Origin of the sequence: Hymenobacter fodinae (assembly GCF_004745825.1) — a bacterium.
Lineage (GTDB): Bacteria > Bacteroidota > Bacteroidia > Cytophagales > Hymenobacteraceae > Hymenobacter > Hymenobacter fodinae.
Genome location: NZ_SRLA01000008.1, coordinates 103,675 through 122,968 on the forward strand (window position 1 = coordinate 103,675; position 19,294 = coordinate 122,968).

At 57.0% G+C, this 19,294-nt stretch carries 18 protein-coding genes; 9 read left to right on the plus strand and 9 right to left on the minus strand.

Translation table 11 applies throughout. The annotated features are described in order from the left end of the window. Positions 1–942: 942 nt before the first annotated feature. From EU556_RS25415 to EU556_RS25430, 4 genes are all read right to left on the minus strand, one after another. The gene (locus EU556_RS25415; RefSeq protein WP_167855717.1) at positions 943–3,093 is read right to left on the minus strand and encodes a tyrosine-type recombinase/integrase; all 2,151 of its coding nucleotides are present in this window, start codon (positions 3,091–3,093) and stop codon (positions 943–945) included. 7 nt (positions 3,094–3,100) lie between these two features. Then, positions 3,101–4,111, minus strand: coding sequence for a tyrosine-type recombinase/integrase (locus EU556_RS26605; RefSeq protein WP_135437041.1), 1,011 nt, complete (start codon positions 4,109–4,111; stop codon positions 3,101–3,103). A 380-nt stretch (positions 4,112–4,491) separates the two neighbouring features. Continuing rightward, positions 4,492–4,749 (minus strand): helix-turn-helix domain-containing protein, encoded by a 258-nt coding sequence (locus EU556_RS25425; RefSeq protein ID WP_135437042.1) that lies wholly within the window; start codon positions 4,747–4,749, stop codon positions 4,492–4,494. 90 nt (positions 4,750–4,839) lie between these two features. Beyond that, positions 4,840–5,076, minus strand: coding sequence for a helix-turn-helix domain-containing protein (locus tag EU556_RS25430; RefSeq protein WP_135437043.1), 237 nt, complete (start codon positions 5,074–5,076; stop codon positions 4,840–4,842). A gap of 229 nt (positions 5,077–5,305) precedes the next feature. Between EU556_RS25430 and EU556_RS25435 the strand changes: the two genes are divergently transcribed. From EU556_RS25435 to EU556_RS25445, 3 genes are all read left to right on the plus strand, one after another. Next, entirely contained in the window at positions 5,306–5,731 is a 426-nt protein-coding gene (locus tag EU556_RS25435) for a hypothetical protein (protein ID WP_135437044.1), read from the plus strand. 410 nt (positions 5,732–6,141) lie between these two features. After that, positions 6,142–6,417, plus strand: coding sequence for a hypothetical protein (locus EU556_RS25440; RefSeq protein WP_135437045.1), 276 nt, complete (start codon positions 6,142–6,144; stop codon positions 6,415–6,417). A 258-nt stretch (positions 6,418–6,675) separates the two neighbouring features. Then, positions 6,676–6,876, plus strand: coding sequence for a hypothetical protein (locus tag EU556_RS25445; protein ID WP_135437046.1), 201 nt, complete (start codon positions 6,676–6,678; stop codon positions 6,874–6,876). Positions 6,877–6,959: 83 nt separating this feature from the next. Here EU556_RS25445 and EU556_RS26235 read toward each other — a convergent pair whose 3' ends face one another. Next, positions 6,960–7,112 carry a hypothetical protein gene (locus tag EU556_RS26235; RefSeq protein ID WP_167855718.1) on the minus strand — a complete coding sequence of 51 codons (153 nt, stop codon included), beginning with the start codon at positions 7,110–7,112 and terminating at the stop codon, positions 6,960–6,962. A 17-nt stretch (positions 7,113–7,129) separates the two neighbouring features. On the opposite strand from EU556_RS26235, the gene EU556_RS25450 reads away from it, so the two are divergent. The 5 genes from EU556_RS25450 to EU556_RS25470 all read left to right on the plus strand — a co-directional run bounded on the left by EU556_RS25450 (position 7,130) and on the right by EU556_RS25470 (position 14,966). Continuing rightward, a complete protein-coding gene (locus tag EU556_RS25450; protein WP_135437047.1) occupies positions 7,130–7,309 on the plus strand; it encodes a hypothetical protein in 180 nt (59 codons plus the stop codon). Positions 7,310–8,205: 896 nt separating this feature from the next. Next, entirely contained in the window at positions 8,206–9,114 is a 909-nt protein-coding gene (locus EU556_RS25455) for a hypothetical protein (RefSeq protein WP_135437048.1), read from the plus strand. Between the two features lie 630 nt (positions 9,115–9,744). Further along, complete coding sequence (locus EU556_RS25460) at positions 9,745–10,920, plus strand: TolC family protein (RefSeq protein WP_167855339.1); 1,176 nt, start codon at positions 9,745–9,747, stop codon at positions 10,918–10,920. A gap of 11 nt (positions 10,921–10,931) precedes the next feature. Further along, on the plus strand, positions 10,932–11,873 hold the full coding sequence (locus EU556_RS25465) for an efflux RND transporter periplasmic adaptor subunit (protein WP_135437050.1): 942 nt from the start codon (positions 10,932–10,934) through the stop codon (positions 11,871–11,873). 18 nt (positions 11,874–11,891) lie between these two features. Then, a complete protein-coding gene (locus EU556_RS25470; protein ID WP_135437051.1) occupies positions 11,892–14,966 on the plus strand; it encodes an efflux RND transporter permease subunit in 3,075 nt (1,024 codons plus the stop codon). Positions 14,967–15,002: 36 nt separating this feature from the next. On the opposite strand, the gene EU556_RS25475 is transcribed toward EU556_RS25470, so the two are convergent. From EU556_RS25475 to EU556_RS25490, 4 genes are all read right to left on the minus strand, one after another. Beyond that, the gene (locus EU556_RS25475) at positions 15,003–15,893 is read right to left on the minus strand and encodes a M12 family metallopeptidase (RefSeq protein WP_135437052.1); all 891 of its coding nucleotides are present in this window, start codon (positions 15,891–15,893) and stop codon (positions 15,003–15,005) included. 314 nt (positions 15,894–16,207) lie between these two features. Beyond that, entirely contained in the window at positions 16,208–16,969 is a 762-nt protein-coding gene (locus EU556_RS25480; protein WP_210116383.1) for a COG4705 family protein, read from the minus strand. Between the two features lie 12 nt (positions 16,970–16,981). Continuing rightward, complete coding sequence (locus tag EU556_RS25485) at positions 16,982–17,800, minus strand: phosphatase PAP2 family protein (protein WP_081910978.1); 819 nt, start codon at positions 17,798–17,800, stop codon at positions 16,982–16,984. A 207-nt stretch (positions 17,801–18,007) separates the two neighbouring features. Further along, positions 18,008–18,238, minus strand: a complete 231-nt coding sequence (locus tag EU556_RS25490) for a hypothetical protein (RefSeq protein WP_135437053.1) — start codon at positions 18,236–18,238, stop codon at positions 18,008–18,010. A gap of 365 nt (positions 18,239–18,603) precedes the next feature. Between EU556_RS25490 and EU556_RS25495 the strand changes: the two genes are divergently transcribed. Next, on the plus strand, positions 18,604–19,269 hold the full coding sequence (locus tag EU556_RS25495; RefSeq protein ID WP_044019288.1) for a phosphatase PAP2 family protein: 666 nt from the start codon (positions 18,604–18,606) through the stop codon (positions 19,267–19,269). Positions 19,270–19,294: the final 25 nt, after the last annotated feature.

Sequence of the window (19,294 nt, forward strand, 5' to 3'; positions counted from 1 at the left end):
AGATCACAAACGGGCGTTTATGATCTGTTACAAGAAGCTTCCGTTGAGTGGACTCGAGTAGACCGAGCCAATTACCAGAGTATTTTTCTAGTGCTGCGCGATGAGCTCATCCACCACTACGGCTTGTTGCGTTGCGTCTCAGTGCACCCGCCCAACTGCTACTCTCGCCGAAGAGAAACGGCTCGTGCTGTACGGCCCCTCTTTGCCGCTGTCAAGTCATCCTCCTCAACGCGCCGTCATCGGCAGGCATAGGAAAATAATCGTGACCGGAAATAGCCTGGTTCTGAAAGGGTACCCCATCCTGCTTTCGCTGCTACTGCTGGGCGCCTGCCAATCAGAGAGTGTCAACAAGTTTGCCATCAAGGCCGAAGTGCTTATAGCGGCTGAGGGAATGACTTTGATAAATGCGGACAGCTTTCCTTACAAGAAAGCCACGCTGATGTTGCGCCAACAAGGTCACACGGCCGGGTACTTAGCCGTCGTGTTAAGTGAACTTGAAGCTCGAACGTGGCCGACTCAAGGAGCTACTTTGCTAGGGAAAAACGTAAGATGAATTACCTATCCCAATAGACAAGGTGCCGTCTGCGTAGCTTACAGAAAATCTAAATGGCCCCTATATGGCGCGCACCCTACCTCTGCTCAACGGGGTCCAGCGCCGCACGCTTGACTCTCCACCTTCCTTCGCAGCTCGTGCTGTCCACACGCTCTAAAAAGGTGGAAACCAATCTCTGTCCTACCGAAAGTCAACGAATAAGCCCCGCCGACTGAGGCCGGCGGGGCTTTTTTAGTCAAACTTCTAACGCAGTACTATACAAACGGTCTATCAGAAAGAATGGGTTCAACCATATCCGTTGCGCACGGCCATCTATACGTACGCTGGGTACATTGAGCAGATCACTTCTAGTGTTCAGAAGGCTTCTGCTGGCAGTTTAGTTGAAGAGCCTATGCTTCCGGGTCGGGTGGTAATTGCGCGAGTTGTTGTTGCAGGGCATGCATGCCTTGCTGAATGGCGTGCCGCCCAGCGGCTGAGAGCGTGGGAACGGCGGCCAGTTGCTCAAGGGTCGTTAGCGACTCCAAGATGCGGGCCCGGGACAGGGGGGCAGCGGGCGGATCGGCGTGCCCGGCTGGAAATTTCGGCGTCGCATTTTTTGCCTGCTGGCTGATGTGCGCGTTGGCTTGCAGGAAGGCGTCGATGATCCGTTTATCGGGAACGTCGATATAGTGCAGCGTGGTCCGCATCGACTTATGGTTCATCCATTTCATTATATCCAATAGGCTCATTTTGCCGCTGTTATACAGGCTCGTAATTAGCGTCGTGCGAGCCCGGTGGCTGGTAATCGGGCCGTATGCATCATGCGTGGGAATGCCCGCCTTGCGGCAGAGTAAGGGAATCAAGCGGTGATTGAGGTACGTGCGCCCGATGGTGCCGCCCCGCCGCGTAAACAAAAAGTCGGTAAGTTCCCCGGTTTTCGGGTCCGGCTGGGCTGGGGTGGCCGGCCGCACGTGCTGCCACGCAAGCACCGCGTCGCCCACTGCTTGCGGAACTGGTTTTTCAAAGGCTCGTCCGGACTTATGCTTCGGCACGCGCAGGTAACAGGCCCCGGGCACCTCATCCTGGGGTAACCAAGCTGCGTAGCCGGTGACCCTGGGTTGGCACCGCACGCAGCCTACTGCTAGCCGTCCGAGCTCGTCGCTTCGCAGGCCCGCCAGCAGCCAGATAACAGCGATGGCGCGTACCATTTCGAAGGGGTAATGGGCCCGACGCTCGCCGGTGCTGCCATCCGGGCGGGTCAAAGGCGCGTAGGCCAGGTCCTGAACCGTTAGGGTCGCACTGGCCTCCCGCAACTTCATCCAAACATCGTGTTCCAAGACGCGGGGCTTGATGTTGCACTCGTCCCGGATGGCGCGTGGCGTGGCCAGCAGGCGTTGCGGGCTGAACTGCACCGGAAGCCAGCCCCACTCCTGACAATCAGTAAAAAAGCGGCGCAGGCAGCTCAGCAGCTGGGCGCGGGAAGCCGGTTTCATTTCCCGATCAGCAAGGCTATACCGCCCGGCATGGGCCGGGTGCAGCCACTGGCCCATGCGCATGGTTTTCACGGCCGCTACGAATTGCAGAGCAATCGGAGCTGTCCACTGCTCGGGTGTGGGTGCGCCGGGCTGAGAAGCCGACCACCGGGCAGCTTTGGCCGCGGCCGTTAGGACTTGGTTGCGCACGCTTTCGTTGCAGCTCTCCGTCGAGGCCCACCGCTGCAGAAGCGACCGCCAGGCCTCGGGCATGGAATCCTGCTCGCCTCGGCGCCCGACTCGGAGGCGAGGACCGGGAGTTAAGGCCTCGGTCAGGATGCCCAGCCCGTGCAAGGCTTTGGAGAGTAGAATGCAGGCGCGTCGCAGGTAGGGCAAGTCCGCCGCCAGATCGTGGACACGCTGCAGGACAGGAAGCGCGAGGTCGGTTAAATGGGGGCTGCGGGCCAACAGGAGCGCCTGGCTGAGGCAGGCGGCCAGCACGGGGTTGCTACCGCTATTGGTCCACCCGCCGCGCTGCAGCTCGGTCTGGACGGTGGCCAGCGCAGCCTGTAAGGCACCATGGTCTAACAGCTGGCGGGCGGCAACGGTCACGGGCTGACCGGGAGCAACGAGCGAATAGATGGGTATGCCTTTAAGTAGGTAAGCACAGCACATTAAGTGTTCCCGGACCCGGGCCGGGGTGGCGCCCAGCTGCCGCAGGCCGGGCGCGCGCGCTACCGAGCCCGCTTGTTTGGTTTTACCGATCAGGCTTACCCAAACTGCTTCATCCCAAGCCCATAGCGATGTGCCCCGGTGCTGCATCTGGCTTACCAGTACATCCAGGCAGGCGAGGACACTGGGCTCGCTGGCTTCCTCGTAACCGCAAAAGGCCAGGGCGCAGCGTACCGGCTCCAGTAAACGCGCCAGGTCGGGTCGCGTGCCCTGCCCCGGCGGCAGTGCACTGCCCGGCAGGGGCTGCGCCCGAACGCATTCAAGTAACGCATTCTTTTCGGGGACCAGCAGGCCGGGCTCTTGATTGAATTCCGCCAGGCGGGTGGCCCATACTTCCAATCGGTGGGGAGTGCTCATACTGGCCTTAGCAAAGGGAGGAGTCCTGTTCATCATCCAGGGAGCGCAGGGCGTCAACTACTTTTTTGGCTATCTCAGGCGGGCGTAGATGTAGGTAGCGCATCGTCGTTTGCGGATTCTTGTGGCCGGCAATTTTGGCGATCGCCAAGAGGTCAACCCCTGCCTCCGCCAAATGCGTAAGGCGTAAATGGCGCATGGTATGGGTTCTCAATTGAGGTAAGCCGCTGCGTAGCGCTACGGTGTGCACGATCTTGCTCCAGGACCAAATCGTGATGGGCCGGCCGGTATTGCGCCGGGACTCGGAGACAAAGAGGGGCTCGCGGGGATGGAGCGGGACCGGCCGAATGGCCAGGTAGGCGTCGTACACTAACTGTGTTTCCCGGGAGAAGGGCACGATGCGCTGCAGTTTGTTCTTAGTCGTTTCTCTGCGCACGGTTAGCAACAGGTTTGCGTGATCCAGGTCGCCCACCTGCAGCGAGCAGACTTCTTCCCGGCGTAATGCTCCATCGTAGGCCAGCTTCAGCATAAGCAGGTTACGCAGGGAAGTTCGTTGCATGCGAGCGGTAATCGCTGCCCACTCCTGTGCATTAGGTATCCAGGCTTCGCACTCCTCCGCCTCATGGGCTCCGGAGCTGTAATAGGGATGAGTGCCGTGGGGGTTGGTGCTTTTGCGAAGCGGGATAGTGGTTCGTTCACCAGAATCCACCAAATATGAATAGTACAGCTTAAGTATCATCAGGTGCTGACGAATGGTGGATTTGGACAGGCCCGTTCGGGTGACATGTCCTTTTCGCCAGGTCTTTTTGCCCAGGTTGTTCTGGTAAAGCGCAGTATGCTCCCGCGTTGCAAGCAGGTGGTCCACTGGGTGTTCCTGGCAATGGCGTAAGAAGTCACTTAGTACCCGAGCGTATTTGAGTACCGTGTTCTTGACTACTCCTTCATTCGTAATGATTTGCAGCCAACAAGCAACAGTGGGGTGACCTGCGAGCGCAGGAAAGCGAGCATACAACTCTTCCATAAAAAGCGGTTTGTGAAGTATTGAACAGACCGCAAAGGTATTAATGCAATATAATCATTTCAAAGTGCAATCATTTCTAATTGCACCGAATTCAGATAGATTACACGGATCAAGTAGTATGTGTATATTAATAATACAATTTATAAATTATGGATAGGGTATTATTTTTTAATAATTTTGGTGGATTAGCATAGCTCAAAAGAGTTTTTGGGCTGATTTAGAGCAAAAAAGAACATGCGATATAATGTAAAGAAGAGTAAGCCTATTTACTCATGGATGCACACTACTTGATAAAGTTACAAATGGTATTTTGCCGCTTTTTGGCCAAATTTTGTCTTGGATGAAAGCCAGACCAATTTTAGCTTGTAATGGAGTTGTAACTACACTGCCTTCTGCTTACTACTCTGTTGACTTAGGTGTAATTCAACTCGCCGCAGCAGCGTGGATGGCTTCTCGTTCAGAGCTTGGGCCAAGTTGAATAGCGTTACTAAAGAAGGAGCTTGCTTACCGTTTTCTAAATGTGAAATATAGGTGCGATTCAAACTGCTGGCATAGGCCAGCTCTTCCTGGGACATACTTAGCTGTTTTCGTGTCTGCTGGAGTACTTGGCCAAAGATCTCTGCTATCTCGTCACTCATTCTTTGGTAGCATAAAATAGGGTGAGCTGTTCGCCGGGCTTGCCAGAAACTGCAACAGGAATGCAAAGCTTAGCGGCAGTAAGCCACCAATCAGGTAATGGAGGAAAAGTCAAATAATTCCCGCACGTCTATCTGCAAAGTGCGCGCTAAGACGAAGACAGTACTTAAGCTTGTGTTAATGATACCCCGCTCAATCCGACCGATTTGACTGAATTCTATCTCCGCAGCTGCTGCTAAGCTTTCTTGCGTGAACCCCTTGGCCGTCCGCAAGTGGCGCAGGCGAAGCCCGAATTGCTGCAGGCCATGTTGATCCCGGAGGTATTTCACCCCGCAAAAGAGGCGGCTGAAGTCAGGAAATGTTAGGGCAAATTTGCCCTATTTAAATATTAAGCTATCTTAGTGACCGGTTTCTACAGGTTGTTTACTTGCTATTGCTTGGCATACCTACCTTCTTTCCCTATTAGCAGACGTTGCTCTCCACTTTATATAGATCAAGGTTGCTGCCGGTGCTTTCCATACCGAAAATCCACCTTCTTCACTTTGCCACTGCCCCTTCATGGAAAGCGTACGAAAAATTAGAATCGTTATTGAGGCGGACCTGCGCGAGCGGGTTCCAACCATGCCTTCTTCGTCTGCGACAGATCTTGACCCACTAGAGTATAGCTATGAGCAGGCACTCTTTAGTGCCTTGCGGGCCGATCCTGAGCGCTATGCGGCGTTTATCAAGATACGCGCCATTACTAGCCTGGAAATCCTTGGGTTGCACAACGAGATTTCTAGATTAGCTCAGATCCGGGATAGCTATACGGCCAGTATAAAAACCTTGGAAAGTCTACTCCCAAGTCTTCCCCAGCCAGCGCAGCAATACCTACAAGAGGCGTTAACGAAGGGGTGGATTATGGATGATACGGATAGCATATATAACACGGTGCAAATTGAGCCGCTAAGTTTGGCAATCGAGTATCCAACCGATCGTACATAACGAAGTACTACACGCACTATAGGGTTCTACTACCCTACCTCAGTGCTCTGACTGTTCGTACAAGACGCTGCTCTTTACCCTGCTTGTAGGATATGCTGGGTGTAAGCTGGCACCCAAAATTCGTATTGACCCGTTACGTATTCATTGCGTTAGAAGGTAGGTGTGACGGCACCCACTTCTTTAAACCCTGGAGCCCCCAGCCTCCGGGGTTTATTCGTTTATAAGCAACCGAGTTGGTGGGTGGATACCGTGCGTTATCCTTAAGATACATATAACAAACCACATTTTAGGCCAGAAACGCGTTTTCAGCAGGCAATTTGCCCGGCCAATCGATTCTTTTTTTTGCTCCTGATTTGGAAGTCTAAAGCGAATAGCCGTCTTTTTTCGACACCAACTTTTCCATTCCAGCCATGAGCAACACCTTACTTGAACAAGTCAAAGCCCTGCACCGCTACTACAATCAGGTTGCGGAAACGCAAGTGGGTATGCCCTCCAAACGCCCCCGGACGCACGACAACTACGCGGCTCAGGAACAGCGCGTGATTGATGAGGCTTTTGAAGTGTCACGGGTGGCCCGGAGCCTGCCTACTGCTGGCACCGAATACGAGGCGCAAGTAGAAAACATCATCGACGGCTGCCGGCAGATTCAATCCAACCCATATTTGCGGCTTGGCGGCATCGTGTAAATTCAGCCTGCTAAACTGCTGGAACTGCTGGTCAGGATGGGTAAGCAGTTGGCGCATACTCATAAGCGGGCAGAAAATTGCTTGGATCTGGACACCAGAAAAAAAGTTTGTGATAATTCACCATATCCACTCCTTATAGTATAAAGGGAATAAGACGGCTAAAACGCTCTGAGGCTAAAATGCTTGTTTTTAGAGTATTGCAGTCGCTATCTATGCACAACAAAGTTTATTCCACCAACTTTTAACCATCATCTGACCATGCAGCAACCCACGAGCCCTGAACGCCAGGAAGCCTACTACAAATGGCTCGACCAGCAGGAAAAAGAAGAAAACGAGGAACGATTCCGGCAGATCAATGAAGGGGACGACCTGGGCGAGGAAACAATTGAATCCATTCTCGGTGACCTATACCCCAACCGGGAACCGGATGAGGAAATCGAAATCGACGACTACGAGTAGTCAGCTGGTGCCTGAGCACCACTGGCACGAAAAACGCCCGAGGCAAATATGGCCTCGGGCGTTTCATTGTCGTCGCGCTCCACTCAGGCCTTCTGGGCCAGCTGCTGCAGGGCGTAGGTACAGTGGGACAGCTCCAGCTCGTCCGGATTTATTTTGGCCCCGGCGGCAATGCACACCCCAATAATCTGCTTGATCATTTCCTTCTCGACGCCACGAAACGAGCGAAAGGGGTTCAAAAAACAACGTGACCGTGGTGGAACCGCGGGTTAACAAAGCGTTCGAAGCCAACAACAGACTGACCACCGCGCGGGATGCTTCCGTGCCGGCCAGCCATCTGAACCTGAAGCTGCAGGAACTCTACGTGGTGCAGGAATTCCAGGAGAAAGTGCAGGGGAAGATTCAGAAGCAGATGCGCGAGAAGGAACTCGCGTAGCGGGAACAGGACGAAGCCCGCCTGAATGCCGTGAAAGAGGAGCGCCACTATGTGGAGGCCCTTCGCAAAGCCCAAAAAGTGTGAAGCTCTACCAGAAACCTTAAACAGCTTTCAAACTAGGCGCTCTTGCAGCCGTGGGGCTGCTGGTTTACCTAAGTAAGAAGGACGATAAGCAAGCCGGAGAGCCAGCGTCCGTGCGTGCACTTTCGCGTCAAACTGGGTAGTTGGATAGCTTATAGCCTGCCAGCAGGTGCAGGTAGCCTAGGCGTGTATCTGGGTAAGTGAACACGACAGAGCGGCCAGCACGGTGCTGGAGAGGCGCTATGCAAACGAAAGCCCCTCGCGTCACTTCCTGAGGATAGCGGGCGAGGGGCTTTACCATAGCGCATTCTGTTATGGGGCGTTGAGACCTCGACAAGGCGACTTACTGTAAGTCGCAGGTAGGCCTACTAGTCGCCTTTCTTATGCTTATGCGGTTTCAGATCGGGGTGTTTCGGTCTGTTTTCTTCCGTCACCCGTCTTCTTCTGTCCGGAGTACCATCTTCTTTATTAGGCTTAGGGCCGGGTTTGATAGCCATGGTAATAGGTAGTGGTTAAGGGTAAAACATGTATCTACGTGTTGAAATATACACGCTTATCGGATAAGAGGAAACGATCGTCCAGCCTTTTAATAGCCTTTATTTCCTGCCGGACAGCAAACTGAGTAATTATAGCGACTGCCCAGTTGCCCGGAGCGCGGAAACGTGTGCTATTAGTAAAACTATCACGCCGCAATAGCATTGTATTCAGCTCGTATAGGTACGTTAGCCCGGTGTAAGATCACTGAGAGTGATCAAAGAAGGCTGATAAGCCTCTGACACACGTGGTAGTTTAACTTTCTCTTTTACTTACCCTACATGAAAGTATCTGAAGTGTCGTCCGAATCACTTGTAACCATGGGATTGTTCGCCCTCTACGCGGCCGGTTACCTGATTGTGAATATGTACCTAGCGACTCACAATCTGACAGAAGCAAGTTGGTTGAGCTTTAACTATATCAAAGCGGGCATCAGCTTCTTAGGCTTTACGCTACCTCCCGTACTAATAGCCTACTATACCACGCACGATCAAGAGCAGGTACCCATACCTATAGTGGATGCTGCGTTTGCTGTACTGGGAGCTCTTGGGTATGGATGCGTTGCGTTCACCATAACGGGGAGCTTCTCGGCAACGGCTGAATCGGTTGCGCCCATAAAAGTAGTGATCATAGCCGTCGCATTTGTTGCAGCCAGTACATTCTTATTTGCGGCGCTTAAACCGGCTGCAGGCACTCCTAATTGGGGCAAAAAGCATGGACTGCCGTGGTTCTACCTACTAGTGGCTGTTGTAATAATATGGGTAGGCGTATATGGCATAAGCTTACTCATCCTGTACTTCATCTCCAGTGGAGTGGTCTGCCAAGTAATAGTTCGGCAGATGCGCCGGATTAGGGAAAAACCTTCGCTCCAGCGAGCAGTGTGGGCTGCTATAGCAGGCATTACTTTTCTCCTAGTAGCGTGCGTGTTATACGGAGTGCTCTTCTATCGCTGGATGCCGTTGCAGTTGGGCGGTGGGCGGCCCTACTTCACCCGCTTTTACCTGCAGGCAGAAGCGCTTGACAAGCTGGTAAAAAGTGGGGCTATTACATCCCCAGCTGTGCTGCAGGCACCTGTCGAGGTGGTGTACATCTCGGAAAAAAATTACTACGTGCTGCTTAATGGCAATGCGGTTGCCTTACCCATCGAGAGCATAACTGGATACGCAGGATCCGGCACCCAAAATCTCTGACCAAATTGCTTGATGTCGCAAAAGCAAGCAGTTAAGGCAGTGGTTCAGAAAATTAAATGTTACGACACCTACCTGGTGCGCATTGAATCCTTCCCATTAAGCCTTGCATTTGTCCTTACGGGCAACTCAACAATTACACTTACATCGCGGTCTGGCAAGCTTGCACAGTAACGCGCACTCCGGCTCCAGCCGGTATTGACGAGTTGGTCAATATCAGTTAGAGCATAGCTTTTCGTGAGTTTGGTCTGCCTGCGTCGGATTTGTTCCGACGCTCTGCATATTGTTTTGAAAAACCGAGCCACTACTGGTTCGCTTCTCCAGTTTTGTGACCGGCGCCTTCTTACCAAGCAGTGCATGTAGAGCAAGGTAGCGTAATGGGTATAAGGTGCTCCAATTTTCCTCCAGAATTGAGTGTGTGTTTTGCTGCCTCACTCAATTCCTGTGCTTTTGCCTACCCGCTCACCTCATTGCCCGCTTTTCTGCTGCCTGTGTATACTGGTGGCGGTGCTGCTATCTGCAGGAGCCAGCCGGGCGCAGCGTTCTAGTGCAAGCAGGCCCGCGCTTACCTCGCTACTCGCTGCCCCACATAATTTACCCACCAGTCCGCGCCGACTAGCTGATTTCGTGGCTGTGGCACAGCAGAACAGCCCCCAACTGATTGAGCTGGCCAACCAAGTCAGCCAGAACCGCCTCGACAGCCTGCGCCGCAAGGCCCAGAATGGCATTCTGATAAACGGTACCGGGGCCGCGGTGCTGTACCCCAGCATCCGCAACCGCCAGGGCGAGGCCGTGCTGGGCTACGACCAGGCCATCACCAACGGCGGCAACTACGCGGTTGTGGGCCAAGTGAGCAAACCGGTCTTCAACCGGGCATTGCTAGCCAACGATTATCGTATTCTGGGCAACCAGGGACAGGTGCTGCGCAACAACCGGCAACTAAGCGCCCTGGATTTGCGCCGCACGGTTACGGACCAGTTTCTGACGGCCTATGCCGCCCAATTGCAGCTAGACTTTGCCCGGGGCCTGCTCACCCAGTTGCGCCAGCAGGACCGCCAGCTGCGCCAGCTGGTGGAAGCTGGCATATTCAAGCAAACGCAGTACCTAAGCTTTTATTTGTCGGTGCGCACGCAGGAAGTAACGGTGGATCAGAATCGCCTGGCGTATCGCCGCGAGCTGGGTACGTTGCGGGCGTTAGCCGGAGTAGCCGACACGGCCCTAGTCGCGCTGGAAATACCGACCCCACCTACCCGCCGGCCCCTGGCCGGGCTGTTGGCTCCCGCTCAGCGCCAGTACACGCTGGATAGCCTCCGGAATCTGTTCGACCGGCGGGCCGTGGATACTTACTACTTGCCGCGGGTGAGCGTGGTGGCGGATGCCGGTTTGCAGTCCACCTCTTATCTGCCGCGGGCGCTGAGCCATAGCTTCGGAGCCAGTGGCGGGCTGCTGCTTTCCATTCCGGTTTACGATGGCCACCAGCGCCAGCTGCAATACCAGCGCATCGCCCTGAGCGAGCAAAGCCGGCGGGGCTACCGGCAATTCATCACGGTGCAGCGCCGCCAGCAGTACGAGCAGCTGGAAGGACAGATTCGGGCCGCCGATGCGCTGCTGGTGCGCATTCGCGAGCAGCTGCGCATTGCCCAGACGCTGGTGGGAGCCACGCGCCAGCAGCTGGCCACGGGCGACGTGGTCATTCTCGATTACCTCAACGTCGTGACCAGCTACCGCACGCTCCAGTTCAGTTTGTCTCAGGCGGAAACGGACCGGTTGCGCAGCCTGTACGCCCTCGACTTTCTAGCTGAGCAATAGCCCGTTTTTATATGCCTGTATACTCCCTGCGTTTTCTTCTGGCTATCGGAGCCCCTCTGCTGCTGACTGCCTGTCATTCCGGCGACGGAACACCAGGAGCCGTTGCCGGAACCACTAGTGCCCCCCGCGCGCTGGTAACAGTAGGGGCCGTCCGCACCGATACCCTCACCGACGTGCTGCGCCTAAGCGCGATTTCCACCTACCCGGCTAAGGATGTACTCCGAGCCACGGCCACAGGCTACGTATTATCACCTTCACCCGTGCCCGGTCAGGCCGTCAGCGCGGGCCAAACCGTGTTTCGGGTGCAAACCAAGGAGGCGCGGGTGCTGCATCTGGATCAGCTCACCGGCGACCCGCGTCTGCGCTTTTCCGGGATTCTGGCTGTGAAAACCACGCGCGCCGGCGTGCTGGCGACCGTGGACAAGCTGGCCGGCGACTACGTGCAGGACGGCGAGCAGCTAGGCGTGGTGTACGACAAAAGCCGCTTTGGCTTTGTGCTGGATGTGCCGGCGACGCAGCTGCGCTACGTACGCCCCGGCCAGCGCTGCCGCATCCTGCTGCCCGACGGCCGGGTGCTGGCGGGTCAGGTGGCCGAAGTGCTGGCCACGGCCGACCCCACCCTGCAAACCCAGCGCTACACCGTGCGGCCCACCGGCGGAGCGGTGCCGGAACTACCCGAAAACCTGGCCGTGCAGGTGGAGCTGGACCGCACGGCTCCCCGGCCGGTGCCCACCCTGCCCCGTGAGGCCGTGCTCACCGATGAAACCCAGACCCAGTTCTGGGTGATGCGCCTGCTTGATGACTCTACCGCCGTGAAAGTGCCGGTGGTGCGCGGCCCCGAGCAGGACGGCCGGGTGGAAATCAGCCGCCCCCGGTTCAGTCCCCAGGACCGGATTCTGCTTACGGGCAACTACGGCCTCGACGATACGGCAGCCGTGCAGCTTAGCCGGTAGTAATTTCTTGCTCAGCTTATGGAAAATCCGGTTTTTCAGCGGTATAAAGCCCCCATTGCCGTGCTGCTGGCTTTGGTACTCGCCCTGGGTACGCTGGCGTACCGGCGCATCAACGTGGCCTTGTTTCCCGAAGTCACCTTTCCCAAGGTGAAAGTCATTGCCGACAACGGGCTGCAGCCCGTGGACCGGATGATGGTGACGGTGACCAAGCCGTTGGAAAATGCCATGAAGCAGGTGCCGGGCCTCAAGCTGCTGCGGTCCACCACCAGCCGGGGCTCCTGCGAAATCTCGGCCTTTTTCACCTGGAACGTGGACGTGGTGCAAAGCCAGCAGATTGTGGAGTCGCGCCTCAACCAAATTCGGGGCGATTTGCCGGCGGGCACGCAAATCAGCGTCGAGCGCATGAACCCGGCTATTCTGCCGGTGATGGGCTATACGCTGGAAGGGCCGGGGCGCTCGGCGCTGGAGTTGCGCCGCTTGGCGCTGTACACCATCAAGCCGTTTCTCTCCCAGGTGGATGGCGTGTCGGCCGTGCAGGTGCAGGGCGGCCGCACCAAGGAGTTTCAGGTGGAGTTGCTGCCCGATCAGCTAGCCGCCCTGGGGTTGACTCCGGCGACCGTCAGCGCCAGTTTAGGCCAAACCAACTTCGTGCAAAGCAACGGTTACCTGAGCGACTACCGCCGGTTATATCTGACCGTGACCGACGCTACCATCGTTACCAAGAGCGACCTGGAAAACGTGGTGCTGCGCAACGACGGGCGCCGCATAGTGCGCCTCTCGGATGTGGCCACCGTAACGCTGGGCGAACAGCCGGAATACACCCGCGTCAACGCCAACGGCCACGAGGCGGTATTGATTTCGGTGCTGCGTCAGCCCGACGCCAACGTGGTAAAGGTATCTGAAGGCGTGCTGGCCAAGGTGAAGGCGCTGCAGGCGGGCCTGCCCCGCGGCATCACCCTGCAGCCCTACTACGACCAGGCGGATTTCGTGTCGGAGGTGGTCAAGTCGGTGCAGGACTCGCTCTGGATTGGGCTGGCCCTGGCCCTGGTGGTGACGGCCCTGTTTCTGCGCTCCTGGCGGGCTTCTCTCACCATCCTGCTCACCATCCCCATTGCCCTGGCCATGACGCTGGGCGTGCTCTACTTTGGGCTGGGCTACTCCCTAAACATTATGACCCTGGGGGCCGTAGCCGCCGCCATCGGCCTCATGATTGACGACGCCGTAGTCATGGTCGAGCAGCTGCACCGGGTGGGTGAGGACCATCCGGCCGCCAGTCCGGGCGAAGTGGTGGCCCGGTCCGTGAAGCACCTGTTGCCGGCGCTGTTAGGCTCCTCCTTGAGCACCATCGTCATTTTCCTGCCCTTCGCCCTGCTGGGCGGCGTAGCCGGGGCCTACTTCAAAGTGCTAGCCACCACCATGGTCGTCGCTCTGGCCTGCTCGTTCCTGGTGGCGTGGCTGGGCTTGCCGGTACTATATCTACTACTGTCCAACTCGAAAAAAGCGGCACTTTCCAAGACTACCCAGCCCTCCCCCGTGATGGATTCTGCCCACCACGATATTCCGTGGGTGCGGGCCGTCATCCGCCGGCCGGCCTACAGCCTGCTAGGCATCGTGGGGTTGCTGGCCACGCTGTGGATAGTTATTCCACGCCTGGCTACGGGCTTTTTGCCCGAGATGGACGAAGGGGCCATTGTGCTGGACTACAACTCGCCGCCCGGCACCAGCATCGAGGAAACCGACCGGATGCTGCGCCAGGCCGAAAAGCTGATTCTGCGCGTCCCGGAAGTGGCCAGCTATACCCGGCGCACGGGCACACAGATGGGCTTTTTCATCACCGAGCCCAACCGGGGCGACTACCTCATCCGCCTGAAAACACCCCGGCAGCGCACGACCGAAGAAGTAATAAACGACATCCGTCGGCGCGTGGAAGCCACCCAGCCGGCCCTGACTATCGACTTTGGGCAGGTAATTGGCGATATGCTCGGCGACTTGATGAGCACTGTGCAGCCCATTGAAATTAAGATATTCGGCCCCGACGCGGCCACCCGCTACCGGCTTGCCGACCAGGTAGCCACCGTAGTGGAGCATACGCCCGGCACGGCCGACGTCTTTAATGGCATCGTGCGCATGGGGCCCGCCGTGGACGTGCGCCCCAATGCACGGCACCTCGCCCAGTTCGGGCTGACCGGCACCGACTTTCAGGCCCAGCTGCAAACCCAGCTGGCCGGCGTAATAGCCGGCAACGTGCTCGAAGGCGAGCAGCTGCTCAACATCCGCCTGCGCTACCCGCAGGCCACCCAGGCTACGCTGGCGCAGCTGCGGGCCCAGCCGGTGTTCTTGCCCAATGGCCAGCGCCGCCGCCTCGATGAGCTGGCCACGGTGCGCATCAGCGCCGGCGACGCGGAGCTGGAGCGGGAAAACCTGCAAGCCATGACGGCCGTGACGGCCCGCCTCGACGGCCGCGACCTGGGCAGTGCCATGCGCGACATCCAGCAGCAACTGGCCCAGTCAGTGCCCCTGCCGCCGGGCTACTTTATTCAGTATGGAGGTTCCTACGCCGAGCAGCAGCAGTCGTTTCAGGAGCTGCTTACGATTTTGGCCACCGCTTGCCTGCTGGTGTTTGCGGTGGCGCTGTTCCTGTTCAAAGACCTGAAAGCGGCGGGACTAATTCTGCTGGTGGCCATTCTGGGCCCGGCCGGGGGCAGTCTGGCGCTGTACTTCACCCACACCCCGCTGAACGTAGGCTCGTACACGGGCCTAATTATGGTGGTGGGCATCATCGGGGAGAATGCCATCTTTACGCTGCAACAGTTTTTCGAGAACCGCGCCGAGGGCAACCCCGTGGCCCAGGCCATCGGCTACGCTATTGCTGCCCGCCTGCGGCCCAAGTTGATGACGGCGCTGGCCGCCATTGCCGCCTTGCTGCCCCTGGCCCTGGGAATCGGGGCAGGCGCTCAACTGCACCAGCCCCTGGCCATTGCCGTTATCGGGGGTCTGCTGCTGGCCCTGCCCCTGCTCTTAGTAGTGCTGCCCAGTCTGTTACGGCTGGCATACGAGGTAAAGCTCTATGCACCCGTAACAAAAACGAGCTAGCGCCCCAAACTGGCCAGAAGAGCTGCTGTGCAGCCCCTAGCCCTTCAGTAGCGTGGATGCGGTGCTCGACGCGGGAAAAGGATAACACCGACTAATGAACGCAATGTCCTGGGCAGACAGCTGGGTGTTATGCGGCGTAGGTGTGGGGGGGACGGTGAATTCCGGGGGGAAACTATAGTGCATAATCGAAAGCGGATCATATCCCGAATTCGTGATGAGAGCCTTTTCCGCTTGTTCAAAGAAATTGGTGTCCACTTTCTGCCGATCCCATCCGTAGGCCTGAAACAGTCGGCTGTAGATCAGAGGCTTGTTCCACTGGATAGCAGCTGCCGGGCTCTGATGCTCGTGCACGCACCCCAGGCAATGGCCAAACTCGTGCAGTATCGTAGCCGGGAAAGCGTCCGGACTGGTCGTTTCGTCCGACAGATCAAAATTCATCGTGGCTTTGTTCTGATCGCGTTCCGTCAGAGCATCCGTGCCTACCAAGGACCAGGAGCCGCTGCGGGTAAAGCTAATTCTTACTTCCGCCTGCCCCTGCGCAATAAAGTCAAACGTGATGTTGGCATGAGTTTCCCACGTTTTGGCGACTGTTTCAATTTGACGGTGCACATGCGCCTCCCCACCCAGAAACCGGACTCGCAACGCTCTGCCTGGCTGCCAGAAGTGGGTGTGTAGTAGGGCCAGTTCGTGCAGGATTTCTCTGGTCTCCTTTCTTCCAATAACGGTTTCTTGGCTGATCAGCAACTCCGAGTACTCCTTGTGGCCGGCCGCTATTTCCTGCAGCAGGTACCGAGCTGGTTTGTGACCGTAAACCGGCTCGGTTTCCGCATTCATGACATTGTCGGCCCGTTCTTGTAGCGCAACGTACAGGCCGTATTCACCGCCATGGGGGCGCGTGGTACATAGGTTGAGTGGGGTATTTTTCACTGGCGTAAGTAGGGTATGTAAATGAATTCAGCCGCACAAGGCGGCCAAAGTTGCGGAGGGTATGCTAATCCATAAGAAGGGCTAAAAGCCCTCACCAGTCCCGGACCAGAGGGCCTAGATGATGAGAGCTAACTTAGTAGTATTCCATGGAAACCGAACAAATACTGATTCACAAACTCCCTAAGTTGTTAATTCATAACACTTACTGCTTGCGCAGAAAAAATTACTGAAACGCGGATACACCATTACCCTCTCGCACCATCCGGCTATAACGCATCTAGTGTGCTTGCCGCGAAATATCTACCCTTCGCGTATTACGGACGTGGATTTGCTAGGTCAGCGCGGTTAAGACGCCAGGTGGTATAGGCAACCAGAATAACCAGTAACGCAAATAGAATCAGCGAGGATCCCTGCGTGCCAAAGCCAAGGCCATGCTTAGCCACGGGTTTGGTTAACAAGTCGCCGAACGTTGCTCCAAACGGGCGGGTGAGTACGAACGCCACCCAAAACAGGAGCACGTGCGACAGGCGGGTGAAGTAGTACGCCAGCACGACCAGGGCTAGCAGGGAGCCAGTAAGCAGCGCCCCTCCGGCGAACCCCAAGCCGGAGTCGTCGGCCAGATAGTCGCCCAAGGCCGTACCCAGCGTGTTAGAGAACAGAATTGCAGTCCAGTAAAACAGCTCCCCCCGGCGAGTGGTAATCGTACTGACCGAGAGGGTTTTCTCGCTGAGCCGCCATAGCCCCAGTATTACGGCCAGCAGCGTTACCAGCAACGCTGAACCAGTAGCGTAGCCTAAACCCATGGTCCGGTCCATGTAGTCTGACATGGTGGTGCCCGCCGTGCTGGTGGCCAGAATCACGGCCCAATACAGCGCGGGGATGTACCGACTGACAACTAGCTGGGCAGCCAGGACGACCAGGAACACGCCCAGCAGCAATAGGGAGCTAACCCCGTAACCCACGTTCAGGGTTTGCGCCAGCAGGTCCCCGGCCGTTTCGCCCAAGGTGGTGGCACAGATCTTCATCACCCAGAAGAGTAGGGTGACTTCCGGGATTTTCTTCAGCGCGGTCTGCATGAGGCCAGCCAGTTAATGAGCGCGCCAGCTCAGCGTCAGGCCGGATGTGCCACCGCCAAAATAGGCCGGAGCCACGTTCAGGCCTACCAGGCGCGGCTGCCGGCCCCAGCGGTTGCGGTGGGTAAGATAGCCCAGGTGTGCGGAGAGAATACCGAAGCCCGCGCCCGCCACCACGTCGCTCTGCCAGTGCTTGTTGTTGATCATGCGCAGGGCCGCTACGCTGGTAGCGATAGTATAAGCACCAATGCCATACCACTGGCTTTTGTCGCGGAACTCCGTGTGCACGATGCTAGCGGCCAAGAACGCCTGGGCCGTATGCCCTGACGGGAAGGAAAGGTTATCAGAACCGTCGGGGCGGGTTTCCCGAGTTAGGTTTTTGACCGCGAATACGGATGCCAGCATGAATAACTCCGACTTGCCGATAACCAGCAGGGTGTTCAGCCGGTCGTCGCGTGACTCTACTCCCGAGAGGGCTACCAATCCCAGCTCGGCATAGGGGGCAAAAATCAAGATGTCGTCCAGCCGCGTACGGTAGGTGGGAAACAGCTTGTGAATGTCGCGGTTGGCTTGCTGATTAGTGTAAAAGCCTCCCCCGTTGAAGGTATAGGCCCCGTAGCCGATAAGCAGCGCGGGCACAATGCTGGCCTTCACCAGTTTGCCCTTGTACCAGGGTTTGGAAGCTGGTGGTGCCGCCGCCGCGGGCACCTCGAATTTGTGCAGTGAGTCCGCGGCCGGCGTGGGCGGATTCTGGGGAATCTGGGCGTAGGCCGGCATGGACAGGCTCAGAACTATCGCCGCGAAAACGGCGCGGCAAGACGATGCAATACGCATATGTTGGTAGCTAGTGTGTAACCATGGCCCGCATCAGCGAGGAAAAGAGTTCTGAAATCGCGCAAACCTAACGGCGGATTCTGGCGGAAATCTGAGTTTTAAAGCTTACTCTGGAGCGGCTGTGGTTGAGCTTTCCTTCGTGCGTATCTATCTAATCCGCACCCATTAGGTTCGTGCTGAGAACAGCAGCTAGCAGAGTCTTGCGGCTTACGTTTCCCGAGTATAAGCAGCGTCCAGGGACACGCAGTGGGGGCAGCGTGCCCGAGTTTCCTCGATTCGGGTGGGCTCGTAGTATTGCCACTCACCTCCAGCCTTCACCTGCTGACCAACGGGACACCCGTCGTTGTCGTGGTAGGGGTAGCGTACTGGCCCCGGAGCTGCGGACCGTAACCCAGTTGCGTGCTGGTTATGCTGGAAAAAAGGCGGAGTCTTGGCCATCGGTATGAAATAGCTGGCGTGTTGGCTGAAGCCAGGTGAAGTATTTATGATCCAGCCACTGACACAGAAAGCGGCATCTGGCACCTTATCCGGGCAACTAGTGAGCAGACGCTGCTACAAGCTCGATAAGATAGAGTGCGACGGCAAAGGTGCCCGCTGATTCTGAAGCAAAACTGACGCCTGCCTGACCGCCGCTATCCGGCTGGAGCGGCGGGGTCCGGCCAACTTCCAGACGCACCTGGACAAGCTGCAGCAGGCTCCTTGGTGGCTAGGCCTCAGTTTTTACTCAGAATCCGATACTAGTCTTGCTTTTGCCGGCTCCCCTGTGAGTTGGTACGGAAAGAGGTTTTACAAGACTGTTCACTATGGATCTCTCTGATCTGACTCACCTCCTGCGCCACTTGCTCCGGCAGCGGCGCCAGGTGGTAGTACTCCTGCTACTAGGCATTATCCTGCCTTGGAGCGCGTTTCTGAAGGCCGCCTCAGAAATCCGGGAGGGGGAAGGCTTCCCTGGCGACCAGGCCTTTCTGCGGTGGCTGCATGCCCATGCTACGCCCCCGCTGGACGCCCTCAACCTGCTGCTGACCCGGGTCGGCGGACCCCAGGTAATGGCCGTTGTGACCCTGCTCATTGCGGGTTTCCTGTTCTGGCGCCGCTCTTACCACCAAGCCTGGTTTTTCTCGTGGGCAGTTGGAGGCGCTATGGTTATCAACCTGCTGGCGAAGGCGCTGTTAGGCCGGGTCCGACCGGCACTCTGGGTATCTCTGGCTCCGGAAACGACGCCTAGCTTTCCCAGCGGCCACGCCATGGGGTCGGCGGCGGTGGTGCTGGCGTTGGGGCTGATACTGGCCCACTCGCCCCGGCGCTGGCTGCTGTGGCTGCCGGGGGCACTGTTTGTGCTGGGGGTGGGCATTTCGCGCATGTACCTGGGCGTACACTATCCTTCCGATGTGCTAGCGGGCTGGATTGCGTCCGTTGGCTGGGTGACGAGTGTATACCTGCTTTTCAACCGGTCCACCCTGCTAAGGTAATTCGGGAGTGAGGGCCGAAGTAGTC

Bases quoted from the DNA above. Each gene is read 5' to 3' on its own strand.
- EU556_RS25425 (WP_135437042.1), bottom strand. From the start codon at position 4,749: ATGAGTGACGAGATAGCAGAGATCTTTGGCCAAGTACTCCAGCAGACA.
- EU556_RS25435 (WP_135437044.1), top strand. From the start codon at position 5,306: ATGGAAAGCGTACGAAAAATTAGAATCGTTATTGAGGCGGACCTGCGC.
- EU556_RS25415 (WP_167855717.1), bottom strand. From the start codon at position 3,093: ATGAGCACTCCCCACCGATTGGAAGTATGGGCCACCCGCCTGGCGGAA.
- EU556_RS25440 (WP_135437045.1), top strand. From the start codon at position 6,142: ATGAGCAACACCTTACTTGAACAAGTCAAAGCCCTGCACCGCTACTAC.
- EU556_RS25490 (WP_135437053.1), bottom strand. From the start codon at position 18,238: ATGGCCAAGACTCCGCCTTTTTTCCAGCATAACCAGCACGCAACTGGG.
- EU556_RS25465 (WP_135437050.1), top strand. From the start codon at position 10,932: ATGCCTGTATACTCCCTGCGTTTTCTTCTGGCTATCGGAGCCCCTCTG.
- EU556_RS25470 (WP_135437051.1), top strand. From the start codon at position 11,892: ATGGAAAATCCGGTTTTTCAGCGGTATAAAGCCCCCATTGCCGTGCTG.
- EU556_RS25485 (WP_081910978.1), bottom strand. From the start codon at position 17,800: ATGCGTATTGCATCGTCTTGCCGCGCCGTTTTCGCGGCGATAGTTCTG.
- EU556_RS25445 (WP_135437046.1), top strand. From the start codon at position 6,676: ATGCAGCAACCCACGAGCCCTGAACGCCAGGAAGCCTACTACAAATGG.
- EU556_RS26605 (WP_135437041.1), bottom strand. From the start codon at position 4,111: ATGGAAGAGTTGTATGCTCGCTTTCCTGCGCTCGCAGGTCACCCCACT.
- EU556_RS25495 (WP_044019288.1), top strand. From the start codon at position 18,604: ATGGATCTCTCTGATCTGACTCACCTCCTGCGCCACTTGCTCCGGCAG.
- EU556_RS25455 (WP_135437048.1), top strand. From the start codon at position 8,206: ATGAAAGTATCTGAAGTGTCGTCCGAATCACTTGTAACCATGGGATTG.
- EU556_RS25480 (WP_210116383.1), bottom strand. From the start codon at position 16,969: ATGCAGACCGCGCTGAAGAAAATCCCGGAAGTCACCCTACTCTTCTGG.